This is a genomic window from Sphingomonas psychrotolerans (genome assembly GCF_002796605.1).
GTDB lineage: Bacteria > Pseudomonadota > Alphaproteobacteria > Sphingomonadales > Sphingomonadaceae > Sphingomonas > Sphingomonas psychrotolerans.
In genome coordinates this window covers 3,867,533-3,893,396 of record NZ_CP024923.1, presented here as the reverse complement: position 1 = coordinate 3,893,396, position 25,864 = coordinate 3,867,533, and the positions used below count along the sequence as shown (strand labels likewise).

General features: G+C 65.7%; 25 protein-coding genes. 8 read left to right on the top strand and 17 right to left on the bottom strand.

Annotation, left to right across the window (positions count from 1 at the left end):
- Window positions 1-413 precede the first annotated feature (413 nt).
- From CVN68_RS17695 to CVN68_RS17675, 5 genes are all read left to right on the top strand, one after another.
- Window positions 414-749: a DNA-binding transcriptional response regulator gene (locus CVN68_RS17695; RefSeq protein ID WP_233503415.1), complete on the top strand. Its 336-nt coding sequence runs from the start codon at window positions 414-416 to the stop codon at window positions 747-749.
- Between the two features lie 205 nt (window positions 750-954).
- Window positions 955-2,733 carry a PAS domain-containing sensor histidine kinase gene (locus CVN68_RS17690; RefSeq protein WP_100284500.1) on the top strand — a complete coding sequence of 593 codons (1,779 nt, stop codon included), beginning with the start codon at window positions 955-957 and terminating at the stop codon, window positions 2,731-2,733.
- A complete protein-coding gene (locus tag CVN68_RS17685) occupies window positions 2,730-3,398 on the top strand; it encodes a response regulator transcription factor (RefSeq protein ID WP_100283367.1) in 669 nt (222 codons plus the stop codon). Before CVN68_RS17690 ends, CVN68_RS17685 begins: the two co-directional genes overlap by 4 nt.
- A 70-nt stretch (window positions 3,399-3,468) precedes the next feature.
- Entirely contained in the window at window positions 3,469-4,683 is a 1,215-nt protein-coding gene (gene hemA / locus CVN68_RS17680; RefSeq protein WP_100283366.1) for a 5-aminolevulinate synthase, read from the top strand.
- 62 nt (window positions 4,684-4,745) lie between these two features.
- On the top strand, window positions 4,746-6,257 hold the full coding sequence (locus tag CVN68_RS17675; RefSeq protein WP_100283365.1) for an acetyl-CoA hydrolase/transferase family protein: 1,512 nt from the start codon (window positions 4,746-4,748) through the stop codon (window positions 6,255-6,257).
- Between the two features lie 12 nt (window positions 6,258-6,269).
- On the opposite strand, the gene CVN68_RS17670 is transcribed toward CVN68_RS17675, so the two are convergent.
- From CVN68_RS17670 to CVN68_RS17600, 14 genes are all read right to left on the bottom strand, one after another.
- Window positions 6,270-6,800 (bottom strand): GNAT family N-acetyltransferase, encoded by a 531-nt coding sequence (locus tag CVN68_RS17670; protein WP_199560119.1) that lies wholly within the window; start codon window positions 6,798-6,800, stop codon window positions 6,270-6,272.
- Between the two features lie 16 nt (window positions 6,801-6,816).
- A complete protein-coding gene (adhP, locus tag CVN68_RS17665) occupies window positions 6,817-7,839 on the bottom strand; it encodes an alcohol dehydrogenase AdhP (RefSeq protein WP_100283364.1) in 1,023 nt (340 codons plus the stop codon).
- A gap of 440 nt (window positions 7,840-8,279) precedes the next feature.
- Complete coding sequence (gene ccoS, locus CVN68_RS17655) at window positions 8,280-8,429, bottom strand: cbb3-type cytochrome oxidase assembly protein CcoS (protein ID WP_100283362.1); 150 nt, start codon at window positions 8,427-8,429, stop codon at window positions 8,280-8,282.
- On the bottom strand, window positions 8,426-10,540 hold the full coding sequence (locus CVN68_RS17650) for a heavy metal translocating P-type ATPase (protein WP_100283361.1): 2,115 nt from the start codon (window positions 10,538-10,540) through the stop codon (window positions 8,426-8,428). Before CVN68_RS17650 ends, ccoS begins: the two co-directional genes overlap by 4 nt.
- Entirely contained in the window at window positions 10,537-10,998 is a 462-nt protein-coding gene (locus CVN68_RS17645) for a FixH family protein (RefSeq protein ID WP_100283360.1), read from the bottom strand. Before CVN68_RS17645 ends, CVN68_RS17650 begins: the two co-directional genes overlap by 4 nt.
- Window positions 10,995-12,464, bottom strand: a complete 1,470-nt coding sequence (gene ccoG, locus CVN68_RS17640; protein WP_100283359.1) for a cytochrome c oxidase accessory protein CcoG — start codon at window positions 12,462-12,464, stop codon at window positions 10,995-10,997. The genes CVN68_RS17645 and ccoG overlap by 4 nt, the downstream gene beginning before the upstream one ends.
- Window positions 12,465-12,474: 10 nt before the next feature.
- Window positions 12,475-13,365: a cytochrome-c oxidase, cbb3-type subunit III gene (gene ccoP, locus CVN68_RS17635; RefSeq protein WP_100283358.1), complete on the bottom strand. Its 891-nt coding sequence runs from the start codon at window positions 13,363-13,365 to the stop codon at window positions 12,475-12,477.
- Window positions 13,362-13,526 carry a cbb3-type cytochrome c oxidase subunit 3 gene (locus CVN68_RS17630; protein WP_100283357.1) on the bottom strand — a complete coding sequence of 55 codons (165 nt, stop codon included), beginning with the start codon at window positions 13,524-13,526 and terminating at the stop codon, window positions 13,362-13,364. Before CVN68_RS17630 ends, ccoP begins: the two co-directional genes overlap by 4 nt.
- A complete protein-coding gene (ccoO, locus tag CVN68_RS17625) occupies window positions 13,523-14,257 on the bottom strand; it encodes a cytochrome-c oxidase, cbb3-type subunit II (RefSeq protein ID WP_100283356.1) in 735 nt (244 codons plus the stop codon). The genes CVN68_RS17630 and ccoO overlap by 4 nt, the downstream gene beginning before the upstream one ends.
- 12 nt (window positions 14,258-14,269) lie before the next feature.
- Window positions 14,270-15,940: a cytochrome-c oxidase, cbb3-type subunit I gene (gene ccoN, locus CVN68_RS17620; RefSeq protein WP_100283355.1), complete on the bottom strand. Its 1,671-nt coding sequence runs from the start codon at window positions 15,938-15,940 to the stop codon at window positions 14,270-14,272.
- 461 nt (window positions 15,941-16,401) lie between these two features.
- Complete coding sequence (locus CVN68_RS17615; RefSeq protein ID WP_100283354.1) at window positions 16,402-17,802, bottom strand: methyl-accepting chemotaxis protein; 1,401 nt, start codon at window positions 17,800-17,802, stop codon at window positions 16,402-16,404.
- A gap of 612 nt (window positions 17,803-18,414) precedes the next feature.
- Window positions 18,415-19,074: an OmpW/AlkL family protein gene (locus tag CVN68_RS17610; RefSeq protein ID WP_100283353.1), complete on the bottom strand. Its 660-nt coding sequence runs from the start codon at window positions 19,072-19,074 to the stop codon at window positions 18,415-18,417.
- Window positions 19,075-19,752: 678 nt separating this feature from the next.
- Window positions 19,753-20,811 (bottom strand): copper-containing nitrite reductase, encoded by a 1,059-nt coding sequence (gene nirK, locus CVN68_RS17605; protein ID WP_100283352.1) that lies wholly within the window; start codon window positions 20,809-20,811, stop codon window positions 19,753-19,755.
- A 140-nt stretch (window positions 20,812-20,951) separates the two neighbouring features.
- Entirely contained in the window at window positions 20,952-21,695 is a 744-nt protein-coding gene (locus tag CVN68_RS17600; RefSeq protein ID WP_100283351.1) for a Crp/Fnr family transcriptional regulator, read from the bottom strand.
- Between the two features lie 99 nt (window positions 21,696-21,794).
- Between CVN68_RS17600 and CVN68_RS17595 the strand changes: the two genes are divergently transcribed.
- A complete protein-coding gene (locus tag CVN68_RS17595; RefSeq protein ID WP_100283350.1) occupies window positions 21,795-22,250 on the top strand; it encodes a hypothetical protein in 456 nt (151 codons plus the stop codon).
- Window positions 22,251-22,261: 11 nt separating this feature from the next.
- On the opposite strand, the gene CVN68_RS17590 is transcribed toward CVN68_RS17595, so the two are convergent.
- Window positions 22,262-22,618 carry a response regulator gene (locus CVN68_RS17590; protein ID WP_158298945.1) on the bottom strand — a complete coding sequence of 119 codons (357 nt, stop codon included), beginning with the start codon at window positions 22,616-22,618 and terminating at the stop codon, window positions 22,262-22,264.
- A 181-nt stretch (window positions 22,619-22,799) separates the two neighbouring features.
- On the opposite strand from CVN68_RS17590, the gene CVN68_RS17585 reads away from it, so the two are divergent.
- Window positions 22,800-24,359, top strand: a complete 1,560-nt coding sequence (locus CVN68_RS17585; RefSeq protein ID WP_233503414.1) for a PAS domain S-box protein — start codon at window positions 22,800-22,802, stop codon at window positions 24,357-24,359.
- A complete protein-coding gene (gene fixJ, locus CVN68_RS17580; RefSeq protein WP_100283347.1) occupies window positions 24,349-24,960 on the top strand; it encodes a response regulator FixJ in 612 nt (203 codons plus the stop codon). The genes CVN68_RS17585 and fixJ overlap by 11 nt, the downstream gene beginning before the upstream one ends.
- Window positions 24,961-24,973: 13 nt before the next feature.
- Here fixJ and CVN68_RS17575 read toward each other — a convergent pair whose 3' ends face one another.
- The gene (locus tag CVN68_RS17575) at window positions 24,974-25,597 is read right to left on the bottom strand and encodes a NifU family protein (RefSeq protein WP_158298944.1); all 624 of its coding nucleotides are present in this window, start codon (window positions 25,595-25,597) and stop codon (window positions 24,974-24,976) included.
- Window positions 25,594-25,797 (bottom strand): hypothetical protein, encoded by a 204-nt coding sequence (locus CVN68_RS23420; RefSeq protein WP_158298943.1) that lies wholly within the window; start codon window positions 25,795-25,797, stop codon window positions 25,594-25,596. The genes CVN68_RS17575 and CVN68_RS23420 overlap by 4 nt, the downstream gene beginning before the upstream one ends.
- Window positions 25,798-25,864: the final 67 nt, after the last annotated feature.

Here is a 25,864-nt window from a genome sequence, read left to right as displayed (position 1 = left end):
ATTCGTCTGACACGAGCACCCATCATGTGGCCAAGTCAGTCCACTCCCGTAACCGCGGGGCCGGCGGTTCGACCGTCGGCGAAACCTAGTCTCCACATCTGGCCGAGACGACCGCAGCGCGTGGTTCCGCCGGGCAAAAAGTGCCCAGCCAGTACGTACCACTACCAATCGCTTCCCACAGGGGACGATCGCTAACAAGCAGTGCGAGGCGCTTGTTTACTGGAGAGTTGCAGTGAGGATGAAGGACGCTGGCGCGGGAGGGGGAATGTGCGCAGCCTAGATCTGGCAGCGATAGTTTGGCTGCGACGAGGATTCCCGGTCCCATCGCGATGTCGCTGCCTTCGCAACGACAGAACCAGAGCTGTGCTGTGACTGCGCCTGGTCCGTCGGGCGATGCAAAGCCTCGCGAGCGCGTGTTGTTGATCGACTCCGACGACGGACTTCGGCGGACCCTGCAACTCCTGCTGGCCGGGAACGGCTATGACGTGCGTTCCTTTGCGTCCGCGACTCAGGCGCTGGCAGACTCGGCTTGCGGCGAGGCCGATTTTCTCATCGTTGGCGACATGCTGCTGGACACCAGCGCCGCGAACGTGGTCGCCGAACTCCGGGAGCGTGGCTGGCAGGGACGCGCAATCCGGATCGGCGATCTCGGCGATGCAAACCAGGTCAATACGGCCGCCGACAGCTTCGCTTCGATCATCACGCGGCAGGGCGGCCGCCTCGAGCTGCTGGGTGCATTGGCCAGGTGACGAGCCCGTCCCGGTTTCACCGAAGGCGGATCTATGTCATGCAGGCGCCTCCGTCGAACGCCAGGAGCAAGCTTGACCGGATTTGTTTTCGAGAGTGCGTAGAAGCGACGTGGGCGATCGGACCAAGGCTCCTGTAGCCCGGTACTTGTTGCGCTTTGGCTACGCCGTTGCCGCCGTCGCTGTCGCCGCGGGACTCCGCCTGCTGATGGAGCCGTTGCTGCACGGGCGATCCGCCTATCTTCTGTTCACGGTCGCCGTCCTGGTGAGCGGATTGTTCGGCGGTGCGCTTCCGGCGGTGGTCGCGACGCTGGCCGCGGCGCTGGCGGTTCACTTTCTTGGGTGGACGTCGGGGGGCGGCGAGCTCGCCGAGCTGCTCACCTTCATCCTGGTCGCCGCAAGCATTATCTGGGTCTCCGGATATGTCTCCCGGCTGCGCGACCGATCAATCGACAGCGAGGCCAGGGCGCGTTTTCGCGCCGACCGCTCCAACGAACTCGCAGACGAGCTGAACCTGCTGATCGACGGCGCCGCCGGCTATGCCATGTACACACTCGATCCGGAGGGACGGGTCTCCATCTGGAACGACGGCGCCGAGCGCCTTAAAGGCTGGAGCGCGGAGGAGGTGGTGGGCCGTCACACCTCCATCTTCTACCCGCCAGCGGCGGTTGCAGCGGGAAAGCCCGAGGCCGATCTCGAGCGCGCACGCTTGACCGGGCGGCTCGAGGAGGAAGACTGGCGCCTTCGCAAGGATGGTTCCGAGTTCCTCGCCCACATCCTGATCACGCCGCTACAGGACGGACAGGGCCGGCTTCGGGGGTACGGCAAGGTCATCCGGGACGTTACCGACCAGCGCGCGGGCCAGCATCAGGCGAGCGCGAGTGCAAACCATCTTCGCTCTATCCTGTCGACCGTCCCCGATGCCATGATCGTCATCAACAAGTCGGGGGAAATCCTCTCCTTCAGCGCGGCGGCGGAGCGCCTGTTCGGCTATGAGGAAGCCGAAGTCGTGGGAACGAATATCAGGCGGATGATGCCCTCCCCTGACCGTGAACGTCATGACGGCTATCTCGATCGCTATCTGCGCACCGGCGAGCGCCGGATCATCGGCACGGGACGCACCGTCATCGGCCTGCGCCGCGACGGCACAACTTTCCCGATGGAACTTGCCGTCGGCGAGGCTGTCACAGAGGGCGAGCGCCTGTTTACCGGGTTCATTCGGGATCTCACCGAGAAGCAGCGGACCGAGGAGCGCATCGAGGAACTCCGTTCCGACCTCGTCCATGCCGCGCGGGTGAGCGCGATGGGCACCATGGCATCGACCCTGGCGCACGAGCTGAACCAGCCGATCACCGCAGTCGTCAATTATGTTCGAGGCGTCGACAACCTGCTGCGCGAAGGCAATCCCGACGATCTGGCAATGATCCGGGAGGCGCTCAGCGACGCCTCGAAAGAGGCGCTGCGCGCCGGCAACATCGTGCGACGGCTCCGCGAGTTCGTTGCCCGCGGCGAAGTCGAGAAAGGCGTCGAGCCGCTGCCCGAGCTGGTCGAGGAGGCATCGAAACTCGCATTGACCGGCGCGCGCGAGAAAGGGATCGAGGTGCGCTTCGACCTCGATCCGCACGCCAGCCCGGTGCTTGTCGACAAGGTCCAGACGCAGCAGGTGCTAATCAACCTGATGCGCAACGCGATCGAGGCGATGTCGGAGTCACCCGTGCGCAAACTCTCGGTCTCGACGCACAAAGATGGCGCCGGCTTCGTGCGCGTCACCGTGGCCGACACCGGTCCCGGCGTGGCCCCCGAGATCGCCGACAATCTGTTCCGCGCCTTCAACAGCACCAAGACTGCCGGGATGGGGCTTGGTCTTTCGATCTGTCGGACTATCGTCGAGTCCAATGGCGGCCGCATCTGGATGGAGCAAAGGGAGGGCGGTGGATCCCTGTTTCACTTCACCGTGGTCCATGTCGAACCGGAGACGATGCAATGACCGACAAGCGCCTCATCCACATCATCGACGACGAGGATGCGGTCCGCCGTTCGGCCAGCTTCATGCTCAAGACATCGGGGTTCGCCGTTTGCACCTGGGAGTCGGGCGTCGCCTTCCTCAAGGAAGTGCGGCACGCCGAATCCGGATGTATCCTGCTCGACATTCGCATGCCCGAGATGGATGGCCTTGAAGTGCAGCAGGCGTTGAACGAGCGAGGCATCACGATGCCGGTGATCGTGCTGACCGGGCATGGCGACGTCTCGGTCGCGGTACGCGCCATGAAAGCCGGGGCCGTCGATTTCATCGAAAAGCCATTCGACAGCGACGTGCTCATGGCCGCTCTCGAGAACGGATTTGCGCGCCTCGATTCGTCCAGCGACGCAGCGACGCGGGCAGAGGACGCGGCAGTTGTGCTTGGTGCGCTCACGGCACGCGAGCGCGAGGTGCTCGAAGGGCTGGCGCAGGGACTGCCCAATAAAACCATCGCCTATGACCTCGGAATCTCGCCGCGAACCGTGGAAGTCCATCGCGCGAACGTGATGTCCAAGCTCGGCGCGCGCAGCCTGTCCGATGCGCTCCGGATCGCCTTTGCCGCCGGTCTGGGCCATGACAAGGGATCGCCCGGTCCGGGCTCCGCGCCTGGGACCGCGGGAAACTCCGTATAGCCGAGCCGCGAGCGCCGTCTCTAGACTGAAGCCTTGTTTGAGACGATCAATCAAGGCGATGAGACTGGCCATGAGTTACGACGCAATCTTCAACAGCGCGCTCGCACGTCTCCATGCCGAGGGTCGCTACCGCGTGTTCTTGGACATTCTGCGAAACAAGGGTGCCTATCCCAATGCGCGCTGCTTCGCGGGTGCGGGGGCCTCCCGTCCGATCACCGTGTGGTGCTCGAACGATTATCTGTCGATGGGCCAGCATGCCGATGTGATCGCGGCGATGGAAGAGGCGCTGCATGATGTGGGGGCCGGCTCCGGCGGAACGCGCAACATCAGCGGCAACACGCACTACCACACCGAGCTCGAGGCCGAACTCGCCGACCTGCACGGTAAGGAAGCCGCCCTCCTGTTCACGTCCGGCTATGTCTCGAACGAAGCCACGCTGGGAACCTTGGGCAAGATCCTTCCGGGCTGCATCATCTTCTCCGACGCGCTCAATCACGCGTCGATGATCGCCGGGATCCGCAATTCGGGCTGCGCGAAGCAGGTGTTCCGGCATAACGACCTCGAGCATCTCGAGGAACTGCTGGCCGCGGCGGACCCCGCGGCGCCGAAGCTGATCGCGTTCGAGAGCGTCTATTCGATGGACGGCGACATCGCGCCGATCGGTGCGATCTGTGATCTGGCCGAGAAATACGATGCGCTCACCTATCTCGACGAAGTGCACGCAGTGGGGATGTACGGCCCGCGCGGCGGCGGGATCTCGGAGCGGGACGACGTCGCCGATCGCCTGACGATCATCGAAGGTACGCTGGCCAAGGCGATCGGCGTGATGGGCGGCTATATCGCGGCGAGCAAAACGATCGTCGATGTGATCCGCAGCTACGCGCCCGGCTTCATCTTCACCACCTCGATTGCGCCGGTGCTCGCTGCAGGCGCGCTGGCCAGCATTCGCCACCTGAAGCGCTCCTCCGTCGAGCGCGAGCGCCAACAGGCGGCCGCGGCGCGGCTCAAACAATTGTTCGCAGATGCCGGGCTGCCCGTGATGGTGTCCGAAACCCATATCGTACCGTTGCTGATCGGCGATCCGATCGTGGCGAAACGGGTGAGCGACGCGCTGCTGGCGCGCTGGGGCTTCTACGTCCAGCCGATCAACTATCCGACAGTGCCGCGCGGCACCGAACGCTTGCGCTTCACCCCGGGGCCTTCGCACAGCGACGAAGCCATGATCGCGCTGACCGGAGCGCTTGCGGAACTCCTGGCGCCCTCGACGCTTCGCCTTGCAGCCTGACTTGCGCGTTCGTCTGGACGATCTCCCGATGAGCATGGTGCAGTGACGAGAGACAAAGACGCATGACTGGTCGAATCGAGTGCCCGAGCCTCCGCTCGCGGGTAATGAGCGCCGAGGATGCTGCCCGGCACATCGTCTCGGGCTCTACCGTTGGGATGAGCGGATTCACCGGATCTGGCTATCCGAAGGCGGTGCCGCTCGCGCTGGCCGCGAGGATCGAGGCCGAGCATGCCGCTGGCCGGCCGTTTCGCGTTCGGGTGTGGACGGGTGCGTCGACCGGCCCGGAACTCGACGGGGCGCTCGCCAGGGCGGACGGCATCGAGTTTCGCCTGCCGTACAATGCCGATCCCATTGCCCGCGAGAAGATCAATCGTGGCGAAATGGAATATTTCGACATGCACCTGAGCCAGGTGGCGCCGATGGCGTGGCAGGGTTTTCTCGGGCCCCTCGACACTGCCGTAATCGAAGTGACCGGCGTTCGGGCTGACGGAAAGCTGATCCCGTCATCCTCGGTAGGCAACAACAAGACCTGGCTGGATCGCGCGAGCAAGGTGATCCTCGAGGTCAACCGATGGCAGAACCCCGCGCTCGAGGGGATGCACGACATCTATTACGGGACGGCGCTGCCGCCGGACCGGGTGCCGATCCCGCTCGTGCGTCCCGACGATCGGATCGGCGAACCCTATCTGCGCTGCGACCCCGACAAGATCGTAGCGATCGTCGAGACCGAATCCCCGGATCGCAACCTGCCGTTCGACCCGCCGGGAGAGGCCGCGCACGCCATTGCCGCGCATTTGCTCGAATTTTTCGGCCGCGAAGTGAAGATGGGGCGACTGCCGCAATCGCTGCTGCCGATCCAGTCGGGCGTAGGCAATATCGCCAATGCGGTGCTGACGGGCCTGATTGACAGCCCCTTCTCCAACATGACCGCCTATACCGAAGTCATCCAGGACGGGATGCTCGACCTGCTCGCGGCCGGCAAGCTGCGGATGGCTTCCGCGACGGCATTCTCGCTCAGCCCCGAAGCGGCGGCGCGGCTCAACGCCGACATGGGAGCGTTCCGCGACCGGATGATCCTGCGCCCGCAGGAGATCAGCAACCATCCCGAACTCATCCGGAGGCTCGGCTGCATCGCCATGAACGGGCTGCTCGAGGCCGACATCTACGGCAACGTCAATTCGACGCATATCATGGGATCGCGGATCCAGAACGGGATCGGCGGTTCGGGAGACTTTGCGCGCAATGCCTATGTCTCGATCTTCATGACGCCCTCCACCGCGAAAGGCGGCAAGATCTCCGCCATCGTGCCGCAGGTCAGCCATGTCGATCATATCGCGCAGGACGTGCAGGTGATCGTCACCGAGCAGGGGCTGGCCGATCTGCGCGGGCACAGCCCCAAGGAGCGGGCGCGGCTGATCATCCAGAATTGCGCGCATCCCGGCTTCCGGCCGGCGCTTCAGGACTATTTCGAGCGCGCCTGCCGCGATTCCTACGGCAAGCAGTCGCCGTCGCTGCTGCACGAGGCGCTGTCGTGGCACCAGCGGTTCATCGACACCGGGACAATGCTCGCCTGACCCGCGGCAGCGTTAGCCCAGCGTGCGGCGAAGCACGACGCAGGTCGGATCGCCGTCGATTTCCTCGGCAGTGAATCCCATTTCGTGCTCGAGGCTGATCGCAGCATGATGCTCGCGGCTTTCGATCGACTCGATCGTCTTGAGCCCGCGTCCTTCAGCATAGCGCACGACGTGCTCGAGCAGCGACCAACTGACCCCGCGGTGCTTGTAATCGGGACGGATCGAGATCGCGACTTCGCCGCGCTCGCCCGCCGGATCGATGGCCAGCATCGCCGTCGCGATCACCGTGCCCTCGGCTTCATCGAAGGCGAGGAAGTTCTCTGTCCGGTCGTGATCGACCACGGTCATCGCGACGAGGCGCTCGTGACCGACTTCGCGCACGGCGGAGAGGAACCGGAAGCGCAGATCCTCGGGGCTGACCAGCGCGAAGAAGGCGCCGAGGGCCGCTTTGTCCTCCGCCCGGACCGGCCGCACGGTGAACCGATAGCCGCTATGGGTGACCAGTGTGGCAGCAACTGAACGCAAATCGGATTGAGTGTTCATCGTCGTCCTTTCAGGATCAGGGTTGGAGGACGATACGGCCGTCGACCTTGCCGGCGCGCAGTCGGTCGAGCACGTCGTTTACCGCCGATAGCGGTTCCACCGCCACCTTCGCCCGCACCTTGCCCTCGGCCGCAAAGGCGAGCGCTTCGGCCAGATCCTGCCGCGTACCAACGATCGAACCCCGCACAGTGATCCGCTTGAGCACCACGTCGAAGATGGGCGTCGGGAAATCGCCCGGCGGCAGCCCGACGAGCGCGACGGTTCCCCGCCGGCGCGCGCAGGCGATCGCCTGGCCGAAGGCGGCTCGCGATACGGCGGTCACCAGCACGCCATGTGCCCCGCCCCCGGTCGCGGCGACGATGCTGGCCACCGCGCCCTCCGTCGCACCATTCGCGGTGAAGTCGGCACCGAGTTCGCGCGCCAGCGCCAGCTTGTCTTCGGAGACGTCGATCGCGGCGACGTGGAGCCCCATCGCCTTGGCATATTGAATTGCGACATGGCCGAGACCGCCAATCCCGGAGATCACGACCCATTCGCCGGGCTTGGCCTCGGTTTCCTTGAGGCCCTTGTAGGTGGTCACGCCCGCGCAGAGGATCGGCGCCAGAGCGGCGAAGTCCGGGTTCGCCGGAAGACGGCCAGCATAGGCCGCATTAGCTATCGCGTATTCGGCATAGGTGCCGTTGACGCTGTAGCCGCTGTTGTTCTGCCGCTCGCAAAGCGTTTCCCAGCCGGTCCGGCAATATTCGCAGCGGCCACACGCATCGTGGAGCCAGGGGATGCCGACCGCGTCGCCTTCCTTGAGGTCGGTGACGCCGGCGCCGAGGGCGGCGACATGGCCAACACCCTCATGGCCCGGAATCAACGGCAGGGTCGGTTTGACCGGCCAGTCGCCGTCGATTGCATGGATGTCAGTGTGGCAGACGCCGGTCGCCACGATCTTGACCAGCACTTCGCCGGGGCCGGGCACCGGGATCGGCATTTCCTCGATCGTGAGCGGCGCGCCGAAGTATCGCGCTACTGCCGCAGTCATCGTAGTCATCGGCTTGCCTCCATGGCTATGCTCGCGCGCCCCGCCTACGGAGCCGTAGTCCTTCGATAAATGCGTGGATTCCCGTAAATGGTCCGGCGGCCGCGCCGGCGAGGCGATCAGGCGACGAACGCGAAGGCAGAGAACGCAAAGCCCGTTTGACTCGCATGGGGGCCCGCAATCGGGCGCGACAGGAGGTTTCCCAAGGCTGGTGGGTTCGTGCCCGCTTTGGCCGTAACCGACGTGAAACCAGCGCTAGCCGGCGCGCTTCGCTGCGCGCTGCCGTTCGCAAGGCATCGCATGACAGGTCGTGGCGCACGGGTCCTTGCGCGGCACCGGGTCGGCCGGCGCGGCCGGCTGCGTTCCGCAGAAGCGCCCGAATATCGTTGCACCAGTCGCGGGCGCCGGCACCGCAAGGGCAAGCGGCGGAAGCAGCAGGAACAGCCGGCGCTTCACGCTTCGGGATCCTCGTCGATGAGGATGCGTAGCGCCGCGCCATCCATATCGTCGAATTGCCCGGCGTTGAGCGACCAGACGAAGGCGCCGAGGCCAGCGAGCCCGAGCGTCAGCGCCACGGGGATCAGAAAGATGAGGCCGTTCATCGCGCGCAACTCCTGAGACGAAGGGCATTGGCGACCACGATCAGCGACGATCCGGACATCGCCAGCGCGGCGATGAGCGGAGTCACATAGCCGGCGATCGCGAGCGGGACGGCGAGCGCATTGTAGCCGATGGCAATCGCGAAATTCTCGCGCACGACCGCCAGCGTGCGCCGCGCCGCGCGCACTGCGACGGGGACGGGGAGCAGGCTGTCGCCCATGAAGACGAAGTCGGCGGCGGTTTGCCCGACATCGCTCGCGGAGGCTGGTGCCATCGAGACATGTCCCGCGGCCAGCGCCGGGCCGTCGTTGAGCCCGTCACCGACCATCAGAACCCTGTGCCCCTCACGATGGAGGCGCTCGATCGTCTCGAGCTTCGCATCCGGGGTTAGCCGGGCTACCGCGAACAGATGCAGCGCCTTCGCTACCGGCGCGACTGCCTCGGGCCGATCGCCCGACAAAATGGCGGAATCAATGCCGAGCGATGCCAGCTGCTCGATGGCGCCCAATGCGTCCGGGCGAAGCGCATCGGTGAAGCTGAGCACCTTCGGCGCGTTCCCATCGATCAGAAACGCAGTGGCGAGCTCCTCGTGCGCCGCCGTGATCCCCAGCCAGCTGGGTCGGCCGAGCCGGACAAGCTTGTGGTCGAGCTTTCCCTCGATTCCGAGCCCGGCGTGTTCGCGTACGTCGCTGAGATTGGCCGCGCGGACACCGGCTGCTTCCAGCGTCTGTGCGAGCGCGCGGGCGATGGGATGACGGCTCGCGCGCGCCAGTGCGAGTGCGGCCGGCGCCTCGTCCGCTTCGAGCGCAAGCGCCCCTTGCGGGACCGGCCGGCCGAGCGTCAGCGTGCCGGTCTTGTCGAAGCGCGCCGTGTCGGCTTCGGCAAGCCGCTCGAGCGCCGAGCCGTCCTTGACCAAAATCCCTCGGCGCATCAGTGCGCCTGCCGCGACCACCTGCGCCGCCGGCACGGCAAGGCCGAGCGCACACGGACACGTGATGATGAGCACCGCGACCGCGATCAGCAAAGCCTCGTGCCACCCGGCGCCGGCAAGCATCCAGCCGGCGAAGCTGGCGGCTGCGAGCGTGTGGACGGCCGGGGCATAGAAACGCGCCGCCCGGTCGGCGACACGGACGTAGCGGGAGCGGCTTTGCGAGGCGGCCTCCATCATCCGCGCGATCTCGGCAATGGTGGTGCGCTCGCCCGCGGCAGTGACGCGCACCGTCAGCGGCGCATCGAGGTTGAGCGTGCCGGCGAGCACCCGGCTTTTCGCCGCCACTGCCTCCGGGCGACTCTCGCCGGTGATCAGCGAAAGGTCGAGGCTGGAGCTGCCCTGCTCGACCACGCCGTCGGCCGCCAGCCGCTCGCCCGCGGCGACGATGAGCCGCATCCCCGGTTCGATCGCGTCGGCGGCGAGCCAGCCGGTGGTGCCGTCGGGCAGCAGCACGGTCCCACCCGGTGCAGTCTGGCGCAGCAGCGCCTCGACGCCCGCGCGCGCGCGATCGCGCATCACGCTGTCGAGGAAGCGCCCGATCAGCAGGAAGAAGACCAGCATCACCGCGCCATCGAAATAGGCGTGCGGACCGCCGGTGATCGTCTCGAACAGGCTAAGTGCGGATGCCAAAGTGACGCCGATCGAGATCGGCACGTCCATGTTGGTGCGCCCGCGCTTGAGCGCCGTCCACGCGGACTTGAAGAAGGGACGGCCGGCATAAGCGATGGTCGGCAGCGCGATCAGCGCCGACAGCCAGTGGAACATGTCACGAGTCACGCCCACCGCGCCCGACCAGACCGACACCGACAACAACATGATGTTCATCGATGCGAAGCCGGCGACGGCGACGGCGCGCAGCAGCGCCCTGGTCTCATCGCCCTGCGGGGAGGATTGGGTCGAGACGATCGGCTGGGCGTCGAAGCCGATCTGCCCAAGCGCGAGGCGCAAGGCCTCGGGCGTGACCGAAAGATCGTGGTCTACCACGACACGCTTGCTCGTGAAGTTCACGCGCGCGCTGCGGATCCCGGGTAGCGGCGCCAGTTCGCGCTCGATCCTCGAGATGCAGCTCGCGCAGCGGATGCCCGGGACGCTGAGTTCGCTGTGCTCGGCCGTGGCGCTCATGCCGTAACGTCCTTGATGAGGTCGGCGTGCTGGTGATCGCGGGCAACGCGCAAATGGAGCCGCCACCGGCCCGCGGGAAGCCGCGTCTGCGCGACATAATGGCCCGGCTCCACTTCGAGGAAGCGCAGCCGGATTTCGGGCGCCCGGCCCAACGGGTGCCTTGCGACCGCTGTGATCCTCGCCTCCGCTAGCGCGCCCGACCCGGCATTGCCCTCCAGGACCGGGCGGCGATCGACGCTTCGCGCCGCGATGGTCCAGCCCAGCCGATCCTGCGCCTTGGCCTCGGCGAGCCAGCCGTTGAACTTCTGGCTGGCGACATAGCTGTTCGCCACCACCACGCCGCCGAAGGTGCGCGTGGCGAGCGTCGCCATCGTCACGTTGACGCTGACCACGACGCCGAAAAAGGCGACCATCGCGGCCAGCATGTGCCACCCGGTGAAACGGAAAGGCCTGGTCATTCTACTGTCTCCGGACGGTCGAACCGTGCTGCGTCGCGGTCGGCCCCGCCTTGGTCATCGAGTGCGGTCAGGCCGAACGTGAAGTCCTGCGCGGCAGGCCCGCTGCGGGACGCACGGACATAGATCCGGCGCCTCGCCACCTGGTCCGGCCCGACCTGAACCGTCAGCGAGGGCCGGGCGCTGCCCTCATCGCTCAGCGAGTCCCAGATCGCGCCGCCGGACAATCCCTCGATCGAGATCCGCACGGTGCGCGGCCGCGTCTCCATGTTGCGGACCTTGATCGTATAGGCATTGCGCACGCTGCCGTCGGAAAGTTGGACGAAGAGCGGATTGCGCTCCTGCGCTACCGACAGGTCGAGCCGGGTGCGCGCGCCGAGCGACACGATCATGCCGAGCCCCACTGCCGCCCAGAGGCCGAAATAAAGAAAGGTTCGCGAGCGCAGGATGGTTCGGCGCACGGGCACGGGCGCGCCACCCTTGCGCTCGACGTCGCAATCTTCGAACGTCGCATAGTCGATCAGCCCGCGGGGACGGGCGATCCTTGCCATCACGTCATCGCAGGCGTCGATGCACAGCGCGCAGGTGATGCAGCCGATCTGCGGGCCGTTGCGGATGTCGATGCCTGTCGGGCAGACCGCGACGCAGGCATTGCAGTCGATGCAATCGCCGGCTTCGTCGCCGACCTCGACCCGATCGACCGCGCGCTTGAGGCCGCGAGTACGCGGCTCGCCGCGCCACTCCTTGTAGGTCACGATCAGCGAGCGCTCGTCGAGCATCGCGCCCTGGATGCGCGGCCAGGGACACATGTAGATGCACACCTGCTCGCGCATCCACCCGCCGAAGATATAGGTGGTCGCGGTGAGGATCGCGATCGTCGAATAGGCGACAGTCGCCGCGCGGCCGCTGAAGAGCTCCCGCAGCAGGGTCGGCGCGTCGGCGAAGTAGAAGATCCACGCACCGCCGGTGAGCGTGCCGACGAGCAGCCATGCGCTATGCTTGGCGGTACGCTTCACGATCTTCGACGGGCCCAGAGGCGCCTTCCGCAGCTTGATCTGGGCATTGCGGTCCCCGTCGATCAGCCGCTCGATGTGGAGAAACAGATCGGTCCACACGGTCTGGGGGCACGCATAGCCGCACCACGCTCGCCCAACCGTCGCGGTGAGCAGGAACAGCCCGATCCCGGCCATCACCAGCAGCCCGGCGACATAATAGAATTCGTGCGGCCAGATTTCGATTGCGAAGAAATAGAAGCGGCGATTCGCCAGATCGACAAGCACCGCCTGGTCGGGGGCATAGACGCCCCGCTCCCACCGCAGCCACGGGGTAACGTAATAGATGGCCAGCGTGACCGCCATGATCGCCCATTTCAGCCGACGGTAGAAGCCATCGACTGCTCTGGGGAAGATATCGGGCCGGCGGGCATAGAGCCCGCCTGCCTTTCCGGTGCGGTTCACGTGGCTGGACATGGCGCCTGCGCTATCGCTTCGCCTGCTCGCCGCCGCCGAGCGAGTGCACGTAGGCGGCGAGCATCTTGACCGTCACGGGATCGAGGCGCTGGCCCCAGGCCGGCATCACGCCCTGGCGCGCGTTGGTCACGGTTTCGGTGAGCGCGGCGCGATCGCCGCCGTAGAGCCAGATCGGGTCGGCGAGGTTCGGGGCGCCCACATCGCGGTTTCCCTCGGCATTGGCGCCATGGCAGGCCGCGCAATTGTCCGCGTACAGCTTGGTGCCGCGCTGCGCAGAGGCGCTCGCCGGCTCTTGCCGCGAGACGAGGCGCACATAGGATACGACATCCTCGACCTGCGCCGCAGTCAGCATCTGATCCCGCCCGAACGCCGGCATCTGCGATACGCGCGTGGCGTCATCGCCCGGCTGGCGGATGCCGTTGACCAGCGTTGTGTGGATTCCGGCCAGGTCGCCGCTCCACAACCAGTCGTCGTCGTTGAGATTGGGGTAGCCTTTGCTCCCTGCGGCGCCCGAGCCGTGGCACTGGACGCAATTCACCTTGAAGGCGGCCCGGCCGCCTTCGACCGCGGCGCGCATCAGTTCAGGACTGGCGGCAAGCTGCTCGATCGGCATTTGCGCGATCGCTTTGTTGGTGCTCGCGCGCGTCGCCTCCGCCGCTGCGACCTCCTTTTTCAGATCGCCGCGGCTCGACCACCCGAAGGTTCCTGCGGTCGCCGAATCCATCAGCGGAATCGCTGGATAGACGACGACATAACCCAGCGAGAAGATGATAGTCGCGTAGAAGGTCCACAGCCACCATCGGGGCAGCGGCGTGTTGAGCTCCTGGATGCCGTCCCACTCGTGAGTGTTGAGTTCGGTGCCGGTAGCGGCGTCGATCTGCTTTTCGGAATTCTCGCTCATTGCGCGGGGTCCTCATCACGCAAGGGGATCATGCGGGCCTCCTCCATCTGGCTCGCAGCCGAAGGTCGCAGCGCGCGCCAGACGGCGAGGAGGAACACGCCGACGAGGAACGCGAGGCCCCAGCTGTCGGCAAAGTGGCGGAGTACCTCGTAGCGGCTCATTTCGCCTGCTCCTTGGCTTCGGCCTTGGAGGTGTCTACGAGCGTGCCCAGCATCTGGAGATAGGCAACGAGCGCGTCCATCTCGGTCAGGCGCGATGGATCGCCGTCGAAGTCGCGCACCTGCGCCTTCGGGTACCGCTTCTGCAGATCCGAGCCGTCGGCGTTCGCCGTCGCCTGGAGCTTCAGGTCCTCGAATGCCTTCTTCACATCCGCGTCGGTGTACGGAACGCCGACCCGGCGCAGCGCCTTGAGGTCAGCGCCGACGCCAGCGCCCTCCAAGTCGCGCCCGGCGAGGAAGGCGTAGGTCGGCATGATCGATTCGGGCACCACCGACTGGGGGTTCTTGAGGTGCTGGACGTGCCATTCGTCCGAATAGCGACCGCCGACGCGCGCGAGGTCGGGGCCGGTGCGCTTCGAGCCCCATTGGAACGGATGGTCGTACATGCTCTCGGCAGCGAGGCTGTAATGCCCGTAGCGCTCGGTCTCGTCGCGGAACGGCCGGATCATCTGCGAGTGGCAGTTGTAGCAGCCCTCGCGGACATAGATGTTGCGGCCGGTTTGTTCGAGCGGCGTATAGGGCCGCATCCCCTCCACCTTCTCGACGGTCGAGTCGATCCAGAAGAGCGGCGCGATCTCGACGATCCCGCCGATCGCGACGGTGATGAGCGAGAGCACGAGCAGCAGCGTGACGTTGCGCTCGATCTTGCCGTGGTCGAAGAACTTGGTTGCCATTGTTGCGGGTCCTTATTCGGCAGCCAGAAGCTGGGGCGGGGTGTTCGCCTTCGCGCCCCGGAGCAGCGGCTTGTCGGCCGCCGGATCATATTGGGCGTCGCTCATCGGCTTCTCCTCGCGCAGCTTGCCGCGGATCGTCTGGAAGAGGTTCCAGGCCATGAAGAAGGCCCCCAGCAGGTAGAGCCCGCCGCCCGCGGCGCGGATCAGGTAGTAGGGCTGCATTGCTCCCACGACTTCGGCGAAGCTGTAGACGAGGTAGCCGTCGGGGCCGTACTCGCGCCACATCAGGCCCTGCATGATGCCCGCGACCCACATCGCCGAGGCGTAGAGGACGATGCCTGCGGTCGCGCACCAGAAGTGCCAGTTGATCATGCGCAGCGAATAAAGCCGCTCGCGCTTCCATAGCCGCGGGGCCATGAAATAGATCGCCGCGAAGGTGATCATCCCGTTCCAGCCGAGCGCCCCCGAATGGACGTGGCCGATGGTCCAGTCGGTATAATGCGAGAGCGAATTGACGCTCTTGATCGACATCATCGGACCTTCGAAGGTGCTCATGCCGTAGAACGCGAGCGCCAGCACCATCATCCGGATGATCGGATCGGTGCGGATCTTGTCCCATGCGCCGTGCAGCGTCATCAGCCCGTTGATCATGCCGCCCCAGCTCGGCATCCACAGCATCACCGAGAAGACCATTCCCAGCGTCTGCGCCCAGTCGGGCAGCGCGGTGTAGTGGAGGTGGTGCGGCCCCGCCCAGATGTAGAGAAAGATCAGCGACCAGAAGTGGATGATCGACAGGCGATAACTATAGACCGGGCGTTCGGCTTGCTTGGGCACGAAATAATACATCATGCCAAGGAAGCCCGCGGTCAGGAAGAAGCCGACCGCATTGTGGCCGTACCACCATTGGGTGAGCGCGTCCTGCACGCCCGCAAAGGCCGAATAGCTCTTGGAGCCGACGAGGCTCACCGGCATCGACAAATTGTTGACGATGTGGAGCATCGCCACTGTCACGATGAAGGCGAGGTAGAACCAGTTCGCCACATAGATGTGCGGCTCGTTGCGCTTGAGGATCGTGCCGAGGAACACCGCGAGATAGGCGACCCACACGACCGTCAGCCAGAGATCGACATACCATTCGGGTTCGGCATATTCGCGGCCCTCGGTGATCCCCAGCAGGTAGCCGGTTGCCGCGAGCACGATGAACAGCTGGTAGCCCCAGAACACGAACCTCGCGACGCCCGGCAAGGCGAGCCGCGCGCGGCAGGTGCGCTGGACGATATAGAAGCTGGTGGCAATCAGCGCGTTGCCGCCGAAGGCGAAGATCACCGCCGAGGTGTGCAGCGGCCGCAGCCTGCCGAAGCTCGTATATTCGAGCCCCAGGTTCAGCGCAGGAAAGGCTAGCTGGAGCGCGATGTAGAGCCCCGCCAGGAAGCCCGCGATTCCCCAGAATACGGTGGCGATGGTGCCCCAGCGGATCACCTCGTCGTCATATTCGCCGCTCTTGAGAGCTTGCACGGCCGGGGTCGCCACGCCGCGCATCGCATAGAAAGCGGCGATCAGACCCGCTCCGGCGCAGATCGCCATATGGATACTGAAAGCCGTATCCACGCTCGTCGCGGCTGCGAGAACCGCCAGCATTGCCAAGAAGGCCCAGGCAAAGGATCCCGTGACAGCTTCGTCCATATTCAGCCCCTTCGTTCCGCCAGGCAGGCGTCACGTGTTCAAAATCAGGGCCTCCCGTTTCATTCTTGCGATCGAAACGGACAGGTCCCCCGCCCATTGGCTCTGTAGGTGCGTCGATGAACCGCACGGAATACGTAGAGGTACGAAGACGCATTGACCCGGAGGGCGGCGGGACCAAACGCGTTGCTCGGTGGGCTTGTGCACCACGAAGCGGAAATCGCCGTCAGGCGTTGGGGACCCGCATGCCACGGAAACATAGAACACCGGCATCCTCTAGGCCGTAGACTCATAAAAAGCGGCCAGTCGGCAAGCGCCCCATTGAGCGTCATTCAACCTGCCGCAGGCCGCCGCCTGAAAGCGGCCATTTATATCAGAGGGAACGACCACTAACGAGCCAACATCAGTCGGGTGGATCACGCACGTGGCCAACCACGCAAGGGTGGTTGATCGGCATCGAAGTCTCAGAATGAAGCCCAATTGCCGGACTGAGGGCCCTGGGGCACCACCTTCGCCATGTCGAGCGCCCTGACGGGCGACACATAGCTCGAGGTGCGAGGTCCAGGGCGCCTTGGGGGAACCTGGCCGGCGACCGCAGATCGCACCCCGGCCCCGATGTTGAATTTGGCCGCCTGTTCGCTCAGCGCGGCAACTTCGCCCGTCAGGCTACGCGCAGCAGCGGAGGTCTGCTCGACCATCGCGGCATTCTGCTGGGTCGACTGGTCCATCGTCCCGATCGCGATGCTGATCTCGCTGATCGCAGTCGATTGAGCCTGATTGTCGCTCGCCATCTCGCCGAGCAGCTTGTGGACTTCGCCCACATCGCCCGAAATGTCGGCAAGCGCCGTATCAACCTTCTGGACCATCCCCACCGCTGCGACGATGTCGGTCTGGGTGGCGGTCAACTGGTCGCGGGCACGGCCCGCTTCCTCTTCCGCCCGCATGGCGAGCGCCGAGACGAGATCGGCGACGACCGCGAAGCCGCGGCCGGCTTCACCGGCGCGACCGGCTTCGACCGCGGCGTTCATCGCGAGAACGCGGGTCTGGAAAGCGATCTTGTCGAGTCCCTCGATCACGCTGTCGATGCCTTTCGCGCTTTCGCTGACACGGCCCATCGCCTGCACTGCCTCGTCGGCGACCGTGCGGCCACCCGAGACCGTAGCGATCGCGTCATCGGCGCGTGTCACAGTTCGACCGGCAGCTGCGGCGGTCGCCTTGAGGCGCGCGTCCATCTGCGTCACTGCGGCAGACGTTTCCTCGAGGCTCGCGGCATTGGCTTCGGTGCGTCGCGCAAGATCCTCCGACGCCTGGGCGATTTCGCCCGAGCCGCTATGGATCGTCGCCGCACTCTCCGTCACCGTGCTGATCAGCGCCCGCAGGGATTTGAGTGCTGCATTGAAGTTCTCCTTCAGAGCAGCGTAACCGGCAGGGAATTCATCTCCGATGACGGCGGTGAGGTCACCATCTGTCAAGCGCTCGAGGCTCTCGCTCAGGCTCCCGACGGCGTCTGCCTGCTCCTGCGCCTGACGCTTCTGCTCGACAGCTGCTTCCCGGAAAGCATGCATGGCCTTGGTCATTCGACCGACGCAATCCTGATAGTCGGTGAATTGAATCGGTGTCACGAGATCGCCCGCGGCAAGCGCTTCCATGCGGACGACTGTAGCCACATAGGGATCCGCGATTGCCTGGCGATAGCGCACGCACTGAACTGCCGCGCCGCCGATCAGGAGCGCCACGACCGGAATTCCGACGATCAAGGGGGCGAACATCGCCACCACCGCGACAATCGCCATGACCGCCATCAGCGAGGTGAACGCTATGAGAAGCTTCGCACGGATTGGTGCGACTTCGCGGAACCGTTGCATATTCTGGTCTTCCGTTTTGAAGCCCGCCGGATCGTGGCCATGTCGGTACCACGTTGCGCAGACACGCAGATGGTCTCGATTCCTTATAGGACATCTCGCGGAAACAATTCACGAAGATGCAGTTATCGCCCGTTGATGCAGAAACCCGTGTTGCGAATCCATGCGCTATGGCCCAATCGACGCTGCGCCCGACAATGAAGCGTGCTCTCCTCCCGCAATACCCGGAAGTTATGGTCATGTGCTCGCGCGAGCGCTGCTCACGGCCGATTCACACAGGAAATTGATCACCGGACCGACAGGTCCAACGTGACGATCGGCACCCGAACGACTGACCGGGATCGATAGAGGATGGTTCTGCCTGCACTGAACGAAAGTCCGCTTTCCACCAATAGTCGGTCGTTCCGCCCTTGCGCCGAAAGCGGTCGTTTATGAGTTCACGACCTAGTTTGATGCTGGAGCGACCGCGGTGCTGCTGAGGCTGGAAACCTTCAAACGGCGCTGGAGGATCGGCTGGGATGCGTGACTGCGCGGGCAACTGAGCGCGTGCAAGTGCGAGATAGTGGCCGGGGATAGAGGCAGGCGACGCAACTGCACCGCCTGCCCCGGCATCGATCAGAAGCGGAAGCCGATCCCCACGCCCGCCACGATCGGATTGATGTCGACGTCGACCGACCGCCGGGTCGCGCCGGTCGCGAGGTGCGCGGTCGTGTTCATATCGATATATTTGATGTCGGCGTTGACGAAGAACTTCCGCGTGACGTCCACGTCCACACCCGCCTGCAAGGCATAGCCGAAGCTTTCGTCGAGTTTGACGCTCGTCTCGCCCCCGAGCGCACCCTCGAGCGAACGGCTCGCATCCGCCGAGTAGAAGATCGTGTAGTTGACCCCAGCACCCACATAGGGCCGCACATGGCTGCGCGGTGCGAAATGATATTGCAGCGTGAGCGTCGGCGGGAGGACCCACGTGTCGGCGATCTGGTCGAGTGCCCCGATCGAGCCACGCCCGGTGATGCCGTGCTTGGTCGTCGCGAGGATGAGCTCGGCGCCGATATGATCCGTTACCAAATAGGTGAAGTCGATCTCTGGCATCACGGAATCGCCGACGCCGACCTCGCTTCCGGCGATACCGCTGACTGGGCCGCTATCCTCGGTGGGCGACACCATGATGCCGCGCAGCCGGACGAGCCAGTCGCCCGCTTGCGTCTGTGCGCCGGCCGGAGCGGCCGATAGCATCGCCGCGGCTGCGGTTGCGACGGATAGGAACGTACGCATTGAAACCTCCTTGGTTGAGGAGGCTGCCCTTAGGTTTAAAGCAAACCGGTTCGGATGCGTAATTTCCCGTACGCTGGCGGCTGGTCCCGCACCGGGCTCGAGAGCCGCTCGTGGCGCGCGGACCACCGTCTTATCGGTTCACGCCGTTTGGTCCGTAACCATGCCGGTCTGTGCTACGGATCTGACGGTCTAACGACCGGGATTCATCTCGTGCCCGGGCAGCCGGAGCGCGTCACGACGCCTACGAGGGAGCGCCGACGCAAGACCAGGATGCCTGAAATCACAGACTCAGGTACCTCAGGCTCAACGACCTAAGTCCGGGTTAGGGCGCCCTGTCAGCCTCATGAGCGGAAACCAGTGCGCGCAAAGCAATCCGACCCCTCGCCGAGTTGGCGAGGAGCCGGCAAGGCGATCCGGGGGCCCTCAGCGAGCATGACGACACCCGAGGCCCCTTTCGAGCCCCCCTGCCCGCCTTAGTAGGCCAGTGGCGCATTGCTGGCTGCATCATGCCTTAGCTGCGGTAGCCCTGGCGCGGGTTAGTCGACGCCATTGACCGAGGTTGGCGCAAACCCTCCTGCCCCTGCCCGACCGCTTTCCGGAGGCTTCCAAGATAAAGCGGCTGGCAGATCGCAAGGCTAGCCTCGGCACGACGGACAAACTGCTGCTCGTCCTTTCCGGCTAGTGCCCGCTCGCCGCGGCGGGATCGGCCGGCTGATGCGCCTTGAAGATGGTCGCGTTCTCCGGCCCCTCGACGACGAGCAGTCCCTTCAGCCCGCGCTCCATCCGCGACAGCGCATGGTCGACGAGGACGAATCGGCCCGGCACTTCGACCTTGAACTCGGTCACCCCGGCGCCGCCCGGCGGGACGGTGATCGTCTGCACGTCGGTCATCGGGGCCGAAGTGATCGACGCCAGCGGATAGGCTTTGTCGAACACCTCGCCGATGACGTGGAAGCTCGAGGTCTTGTTCGGGCCGCCGACGCCGAAGTAGATGCGGACCGTCTCGCCCACTTTGGCTTTTAACGGCTGCTTCACCAGCGCGTCCGCCGCGCCGTTGAAGACGTAATACTCGGGCGTCTCGGCGAGCAGCTTGTCGATGCTCTCGGTGAGCTCGCCCTTGGTGCCGAACGCCTGCTCGGTATAGACTTCGCCCTGCATCACGTAAAATTCGCGATCCACCTTGGCCATGCCTTCCGCCGGCTCGACGAGGATCAACCCGTACATGCCGTTGGCGATGTGCTGGGCGACCATCGGCGTCGCGCAATGATAGACATAGAGCCCGGGGTTGAGCGCCTTGAAGGTGAATCCCTTGCTCTCGCCCGGATTGGCCAGCGTCGCGACGGCGCCGCCGCCGGGACCGGTCACCGCATGGAAATCCACATTGTGCATCATCACGCTGTCGGCGGCATTCTTGAGCGTGACCTCGACCGTGTCGCCGACGCGGACACGGACGAACGGCCCCGGCACCTTGCCGTTGAAGGTCCAATAGTGATAGCTGGCGCCGTCATCGAGCTTGCCGGATACTTCGACGGTATCGAGGTGAACCCGTACGGTTTCCGGGTTGCGCCGCGTAACTGCGGCAGGAAGATCGTCCGGGGCGCGGACAATGTCGCCCGACTTTGCACCGGTAGTGGCAACTGCATGCGGATGGGCATCTTGCTGCGCGACCGCGCTTACAGGAATAGTAAGAGCGAATACTGTGGCTACAGTCGCCAGCAGCAAATTCTTGCTCAACATCGATCTATCCTTTCACTCTCAACTTGTCTGGCTCTGTTGTATAGAGTCCCGGCCGCCCCGCGTTGCGGAGGATCAAATTTGTGCTGCAGCTGCGAATTTGACGTGGATCACTTTGCGGCTGGGCGCGGCGGCCCGCGCCGCTAGCCGGCGGCGAGATTCTCCAGCGCCGCGCGGTCGAGGATCAGCAGCTCATGGATCCCCATCATCCGGACGAGCCGCGCCGACTTGAGCGCGCCCAGCTCGCGGCTCACCGTCTCGATGCGCAGCCCGAGATAGTCCGCGATGTCCGAGCGCGACATCGGCAGCAACGCGCGCGGCGCCTGGCCTTCGGTCTGCGGGGTGTGCGCCACCATCTGGAGGATGAAGGTCGCCAGACGCTCGGCCGCGGTCTTTCGCCCGAGCAGGACGAGTTGGTCGCGCGCCGCCGAAAGCTCGCGCACGGCGGCGGTGTAGAGCCGCCGCTCCATATGCGGGTGTTCGTCGACAAAGGCGTCGAACCGGGGGCGCGAGAAGCGGCAGAGCTCCGTCGGCGCCACGGCTTCCACGGTGAAGGGGTGCTCGTCGTCCATTGTGATGCCCAGGAAATCGCCGGGGAAGGCGAATCCGGTGATCTGGCGCCGTCCGTCGGGGAGGAGCTTGGACAGCCGCAGCACGCCCCGCGTCACGTTGTACACCTGGCCCGCAGTCGCACCTTCCCAGCACAGCGCCTCGCCCGAATCGAGGTGCCGGGTGTTCCCGCTCCGCTTGAACGCGGCGAGATCAACCTGACCGAGCACGTTGCACACCGCATGATCGCGCACCGGGCAGCCGAAACAGGGGTGGTCGCACTGCAGAAGGGTGTCGGCGGGCGGGGGGGCCGCAACGGCCGTGTCGGGAAGGTACATCGGATGTCTCCGGAGGAATTGCGCGGAAGTGAGGCAGGTCAAGGCGTTGGCGGGGAGACCCGTTATGGCGAGGTTATTCTGCGAAGGGATCGAGCGGTTATGGCGTATCTCTCAGTTGCCGAGATGGCGTCCGACGAGGGCGACGCGGCCTATGCGCTCGTGCGTACGCTGGACCCCGGGCTGGGCCCGGCCTGCTGGTCGGCGTTCATCGAAGCGCAGCACACCCGCGGCGGAATCCTGGTGTTGCGCACCCCCGACCGGACGGTGATGGGACTGGCGAGCTGGCACGTAGCCGATTGCGCCGGGAACGGCCGGCTGATGGTGGTCGAGAATTTCGTAACCGCCGAACTCAGCGCCGCGACCCCGGGCCGGCGAAGGCTCGCCGGCGCGATCGAGGCGCTTGCACGCGCGCGCGGGTGCCGCGGCATCCGGCGATCGCCGGGCGATCGCCCGGGATCGGCGGAGACGCTCCGCAACCATGTCGCGATTTCGCGCAATCCCCCGCTGCGTCGAAGTCGCAGTGGCAGCGCCGCCGAGATGTACCCGGCCTTGTGACTGTTCGCGGCTCATGGCGCGGAGCTCGACGCAGGCGCCGACAGCGAACGGATTGTAGCTGCGAGCGCATTACCGAACAGCGGCTTTTCGAGCAGCGCCGCCCCCGCCTGCGCGACGAGCCCGCGCAGGCGCGCGTCGGGATTGGTGGTGATCAGAATCGCCGGGGTGGCGATGCCGCGCGCGCGCAAGTCGCGCAGCAGCGTGAGCCCGTCCATGCCCGGCAGCCGGTGATCGAGGATCATGCAGGCATCGCCGCTGAGCGGTGCCCAGGCGAGCGCGGCCTCGGCGCTCGCATAGGTTGCCACCTCGAAGCCTTCGGTCTCCAGTGCGAACGCGATCGCAGAGCGCACCGCGGGGTCATCGTCCACCAGCAGTATCCTGGGGTCCGACATCACGCGCCGCCCGCCGCTGCGACGCGGTGGCTGCCGAGGGATTGTGCGCCCGGACCGCACCATGGACGTGTCATGTTGAATTCTCCGTTCCACTGCGGCACTCGGGCGACCCACATATCGTGAGAACCGCTTAGGCGCGGCCACCGGGAGCTGGAACTTGGGTCTTCATCCTACGGCAGGTACCGGAGGCGCGCCGCTGAAAGGAGAGACGCTCGCCGCGGCATTGCGCCCGCGCGCCTCGCCGCCGATCATCGAGCGGATCGATGCCGTGACCGCGACGTTCGCCGGGCTCACGATCGGCTGCGCGGGGCTCGCGTTGCGCGTCGGGCTCGACCCGTTGCTCGAGAATCGCGCGACCTATATCTTCCTGGTGCCGGGCGTCGTGGCCGCGGCGCTCGGCGGCTTCTGGCCGGCAGTGATCGCGGCGCTGTTGACGATCGCCGGCGGTGTCGCCGCCGACCGGTTCACTGGCGACCTGCTCTTCGGCGACTGGGTCGCGGCGAGCGTCTTCCTGTGCATCAGCCTGGTGATCGGGGCAGGCGGCGCCTGGCTCAAGCGCGTGCGCGCGCGCGCCGCGGCGAGCACGCAGGCGCTCGCCCAGCGGGAGGCGCATCTCATCTCTATCCTGCAGACCGTCCCTGACGCGATGATCGTGATCGACGAGGCGGGGTGCATCCGCGACTATAGCCACACCGCCGAGCGCCAGTTCGGCTGGACCGCCGAGGAGGTGACCGGCAAGAACGTCAGCATGCTGATGCCCTCACCCTATCGCGAGGCGCATGACGGCTATCTCGAGCGTTATTATCGCACCGGCGAGCGCCGGATCATCGGCGTCGGCCGGGTGGTGGTGGGTGAGCGCAAGGATGGCTCGACCTTTCCGATGGAGCTTGCGGTTGGCGAGATGCGCCTCTCGGGTCGCCGCTTCTTCACCGGCTTCGTCCGCGACCTCACCGAACGGCAGAAGACCGATGCGCGGCTCCAGGAGCTTCAGACCGAGCTCGTCCATGTCTCGCGCCTCACCGCGCTCGGCGAAATGGCCTCGGCGCTGGCGCACGAGCTCAACCAGCCGCTGAGCGCGATCGGCAATTATCTGATGGGGAGCAAAACGCTCCTGGAGCGCGAACCGGTTCCGAACGCGCGCGTCGTCGAGGCGGTGCAGCTCGCGAGCAAGGAGGCGTTGCGCGCGGGCGAGATCATCCGGCGGCTGCGCGACTTCGTCGCCAAGGGCGATACCGAGCGTCGCCTCGAGAGCCTGCCCAAGCTGATCGAGGAAGCGAGCGCGCTCGCGCTGGTCGGCGCGCGCGAGCACAATATCCGCGTCCGTTTCGAGATGAGCCCCGACGTCGATCTCGTGCTGGTCGACAAGGTGCAGGCGCAGCAGGTCATCGTGAACCTCATCCGCAATGCGGTCGATGCGCTGGGCGACTGGGATGGCACGCGCGAGCTCACCGTCCGCGTTGCTCCGCAGGACGGCGACATGGCGCTGGTCGAAGTGGCGGACACCGGGCCGGGCATCCGTCGCGATGTCGCCGCGCAGCTCTTCCAGCCGTTCGTCACCACCAAGCGCACCGGCATGGGCGTGGGACTTTCAATTTGCCGCACGATCATCGAAGCGCATGGCGGCAAGATCTGGGTGGAGGCCTACCCCGGGGGGGGCGCCGTGTTCCGCTTCACCATACCCAGCGTAGGCCAGGAGGAACTAGATGATGGCGAATGAGCAGGTGGTGCATATTATCGACGACGACGAGGGTGTCCGCTCGTCGCTCGCCTTCCTGCTCGATTGCTCGGAGATCCCCACGCATACCTATGAATCGGCGGCGCAGTTCCTGAAGATCGTGCCGACGATGCAGCGAGGTTGCATCATCACCGACGTCCGCATGCCTGAGATGAACGGACTCGAACTGCTCGCCAGGCTCAAGTCGCTCGGCGTGCCCGATCCGGTGATCGTCATCACCGGGCATGCCGACGTGCCGATGGCGATCCAGGCGCTGCACGCCGGCGTATCCGACTTTATCGAGAAGCCGTTCAGCGACGAAGTGATCCTGCTCGCGGTGCGATCGGCGCTCGCCAAGCAGCATAATCGCGAGGAGATACAAGTCGAGCGCGACCAGATCGACAAGCGGATTTCGACGCTCTCGGCACGCGAGCGCGAGGTGATGGATCGCCTGATCGAGGGGAAGGCGAACAAGGTGATCGCCTATGACCTCAGCATCAGCGCGCGTACCGTCGAAGTCTATCGCGCCAATGTGATGACCAAGATGCAGGCGCGCACGCTTTCGGAACTGGTGCGGATGGTGATGATCGCGCGGCTCGCCTAGCCGCGCCCGAGCCTCAGCCCGCGCGCGGCAGGCCCCATTTGTCGGCGATCCACGCGCGGAACCGCGCCTTGGGATCGACGCTCTCGTCGCGCGCTCGCGGTGTCGCCTCGAGCACGCGCGTCACTTCGGGCACCCAGCGGCGGATCGATTGCTCGATGCCGCGCTTCAGCGTGATGCTCCCCGAAGGGCAGCCTCCGCAGGCGCCCTCCATCCGCACCCAGGCGGTGCCGTCTGCGGAATCGAACCGCACGAGCAAAGCGTCGCCGCCATCGGCGGCGAGCATCGGGCGCACCCAGCGATCGAGGACATCCTCGATCTGCTGCTCTATCTCGCCGAGCGGCGCCGCGGGCTCTCCCCGTTGCGGCGCGGGGCTGTCGGGCGCGTCGGCGATCGCGAAGGCGATGTCGGGGCGCAGCGTGTCCCATGCGGTATGGGGGCCGTCTCGCACCACGGTCACGAATTGTTCGGCGATCATCACGCGCACGACGCCATGGATCGCGAGCAGCGCATCGGCGAGCGGGTCGGCGCCCGCGGTGGTTCGGTCGAACTGGCGCGGGGGACCCGGCGGGAACGCCCGATCCGCCCGGACGCGCAATGCGTCAGGGTTGGGCGTCGCCTCGAATTCGATCCCGGTCACGGCGCGTCGGCCGGGACCGGCCGCGCCCAGGCGAAAAGCCGCCGCACCCGCACCCGAAGTCGCGTGCGGGCGACCGGCGATCGCGTCGCCTCGGTCTCGATGGCGGGGACGGGCGCCGCCTCGGCCCATTCGGCCACCGGGACGAGCGCCATCAGGCCGGCGCACGGCCAGACTGCCACAATCTCACGGGCGTCGCACATTGCTCGCTCTCCGAACGAATTGCTGTTGTTCACGCCGCCGGCAATGGTCCCCGCGGTCCGCGCGACC

Bases quoted from the DNA above. Each gene is read 5' to 3' on its own strand.
- ccoP (WP_100283358.1), bottom strand. From the start codon at position 13,365: ATGAGCGAGAATTCCGAAAAGCAGATCGACGCCGCTACCGGCACCGAA.
- CVN68_RS17675 (WP_100283365.1), top strand. From the start codon at position 4,746: ATGACTGGTCGAATCGAGTGCCCGAGCCTCCGCTCGCGGGTAATGAGC.
- ccoS (WP_100283362.1), bottom strand. From the start codon at position 8,429: ATGAACGGCCTCATCTTTCTGATCCCCGTGGCGCTGACGCTCGGGCTC.
- CVN68_RS23420 (WP_158298943.1), bottom strand. From the start codon at position 25,797: ATGTGCGACGCCCGTGAGATTGTGGCAGTCTGGCCGTGCGCCGGCCTG.
- ccoO (WP_100283356.1), bottom strand. From the start codon at position 14,257: ATGGCAACCAAGTTCTTCGACCACGGCAAGATCGAGCGCAACGTCACG.
- ccoG (WP_100283359.1), bottom strand. From the start codon at position 12,464: ATGTCCAGCCACGTGAACCGCACCGGAAAGGCAGGCGGGCTCTATGCC.
- CVN68_RS17610 (WP_100283353.1), bottom strand. From the start codon at position 19,074: ATGCGTACGTTCCTATCCGTCGCAACCGCAGCCGCGGCGATGCTATCG.
- CVN68_RS17685 (WP_100283367.1), top strand. From the start codon at position 2,730: ATGACCGACAAGCGCCTCATCCACATCATCGACGACGAGGATGCGGTC.
- CVN68_RS17645 (WP_100283360.1), bottom strand. From the start codon at position 10,998: ATGACCAGGCCTTTCCGTTTCACCGGGTGGCACATGCTGGCCGCGATG.
- nirK (WP_100283352.1), bottom strand. From the start codon at position 20,811: ATGTTGAGCAAGAATTTGCTGCTGGCGACTGTAGCCACAGTATTCGCT.
- CVN68_RS17600 (WP_100283351.1), bottom strand. From the start codon at position 21,695: ATGTACCTTCCCGACACGGCCGTTGCGGCCCCCCCGCCCGCCGACACC.
- CVN68_RS17630 (WP_100283357.1), bottom strand. From the start codon at position 13,526: ATGAGCCGCTACGAGGTACTCCGCCACTTTGCCGACAGCTGGGGCCTC.
- CVN68_RS17670 (WP_199560119.1), bottom strand. From the start codon at position 6,800: ATGAACACTCAATCCGATTTGCGTTCAGTTGCTGCCACACTGGTCACC.
- CVN68_RS17690 (WP_100284500.1), top strand. From the start codon at position 955: ATGGAGCCGTTGCTGCACGGGCGATCCGCCTATCTTCTGTTCACGGTC.
- CVN68_RS17650 (WP_100283361.1), bottom strand. From the start codon at position 10,540: ATGAGCGCCACGGCCGAGCACAGCGAACTCAGCGTCCCGGGCATCCGC.
- CVN68_RS17595 (WP_100283350.1), top strand. From the start codon at position 21,795: ATGGCGTATCTCTCAGTTGCCGAGATGGCGTCCGACGAGGGCGACGCG.
- ccoN (WP_100283355.1), bottom strand. From the start codon at position 15,940: ATGGACGAAGCTGTCACGGGATCCTTTGCCTGGGCCTTCTTGGCAATG.
- hemA (WP_100283366.1), top strand. From the start codon at position 3,469: ATGAGTTACGACGCAATCTTCAACAGCGCGCTCGCACGTCTCCATGCC.
- fixJ (WP_100283347.1), top strand. From the start codon at position 24,349: ATGGCGAATGAGCAGGTGGTGCATATTATCGACGACGACGAGGGTGTC.
- CVN68_RS17615 (WP_100283354.1), bottom strand. From the start codon at position 17,802: ATGCAACGGTTCCGCGAAGTCGCACCAATCCGTGCGAAGCTTCTCATA.
- adhP (WP_100283364.1), bottom strand. From the start codon at position 7,839: ATGACTACGATGACTGCGGCAGTAGCGCGATACTTCGGCGCGCCGCTC.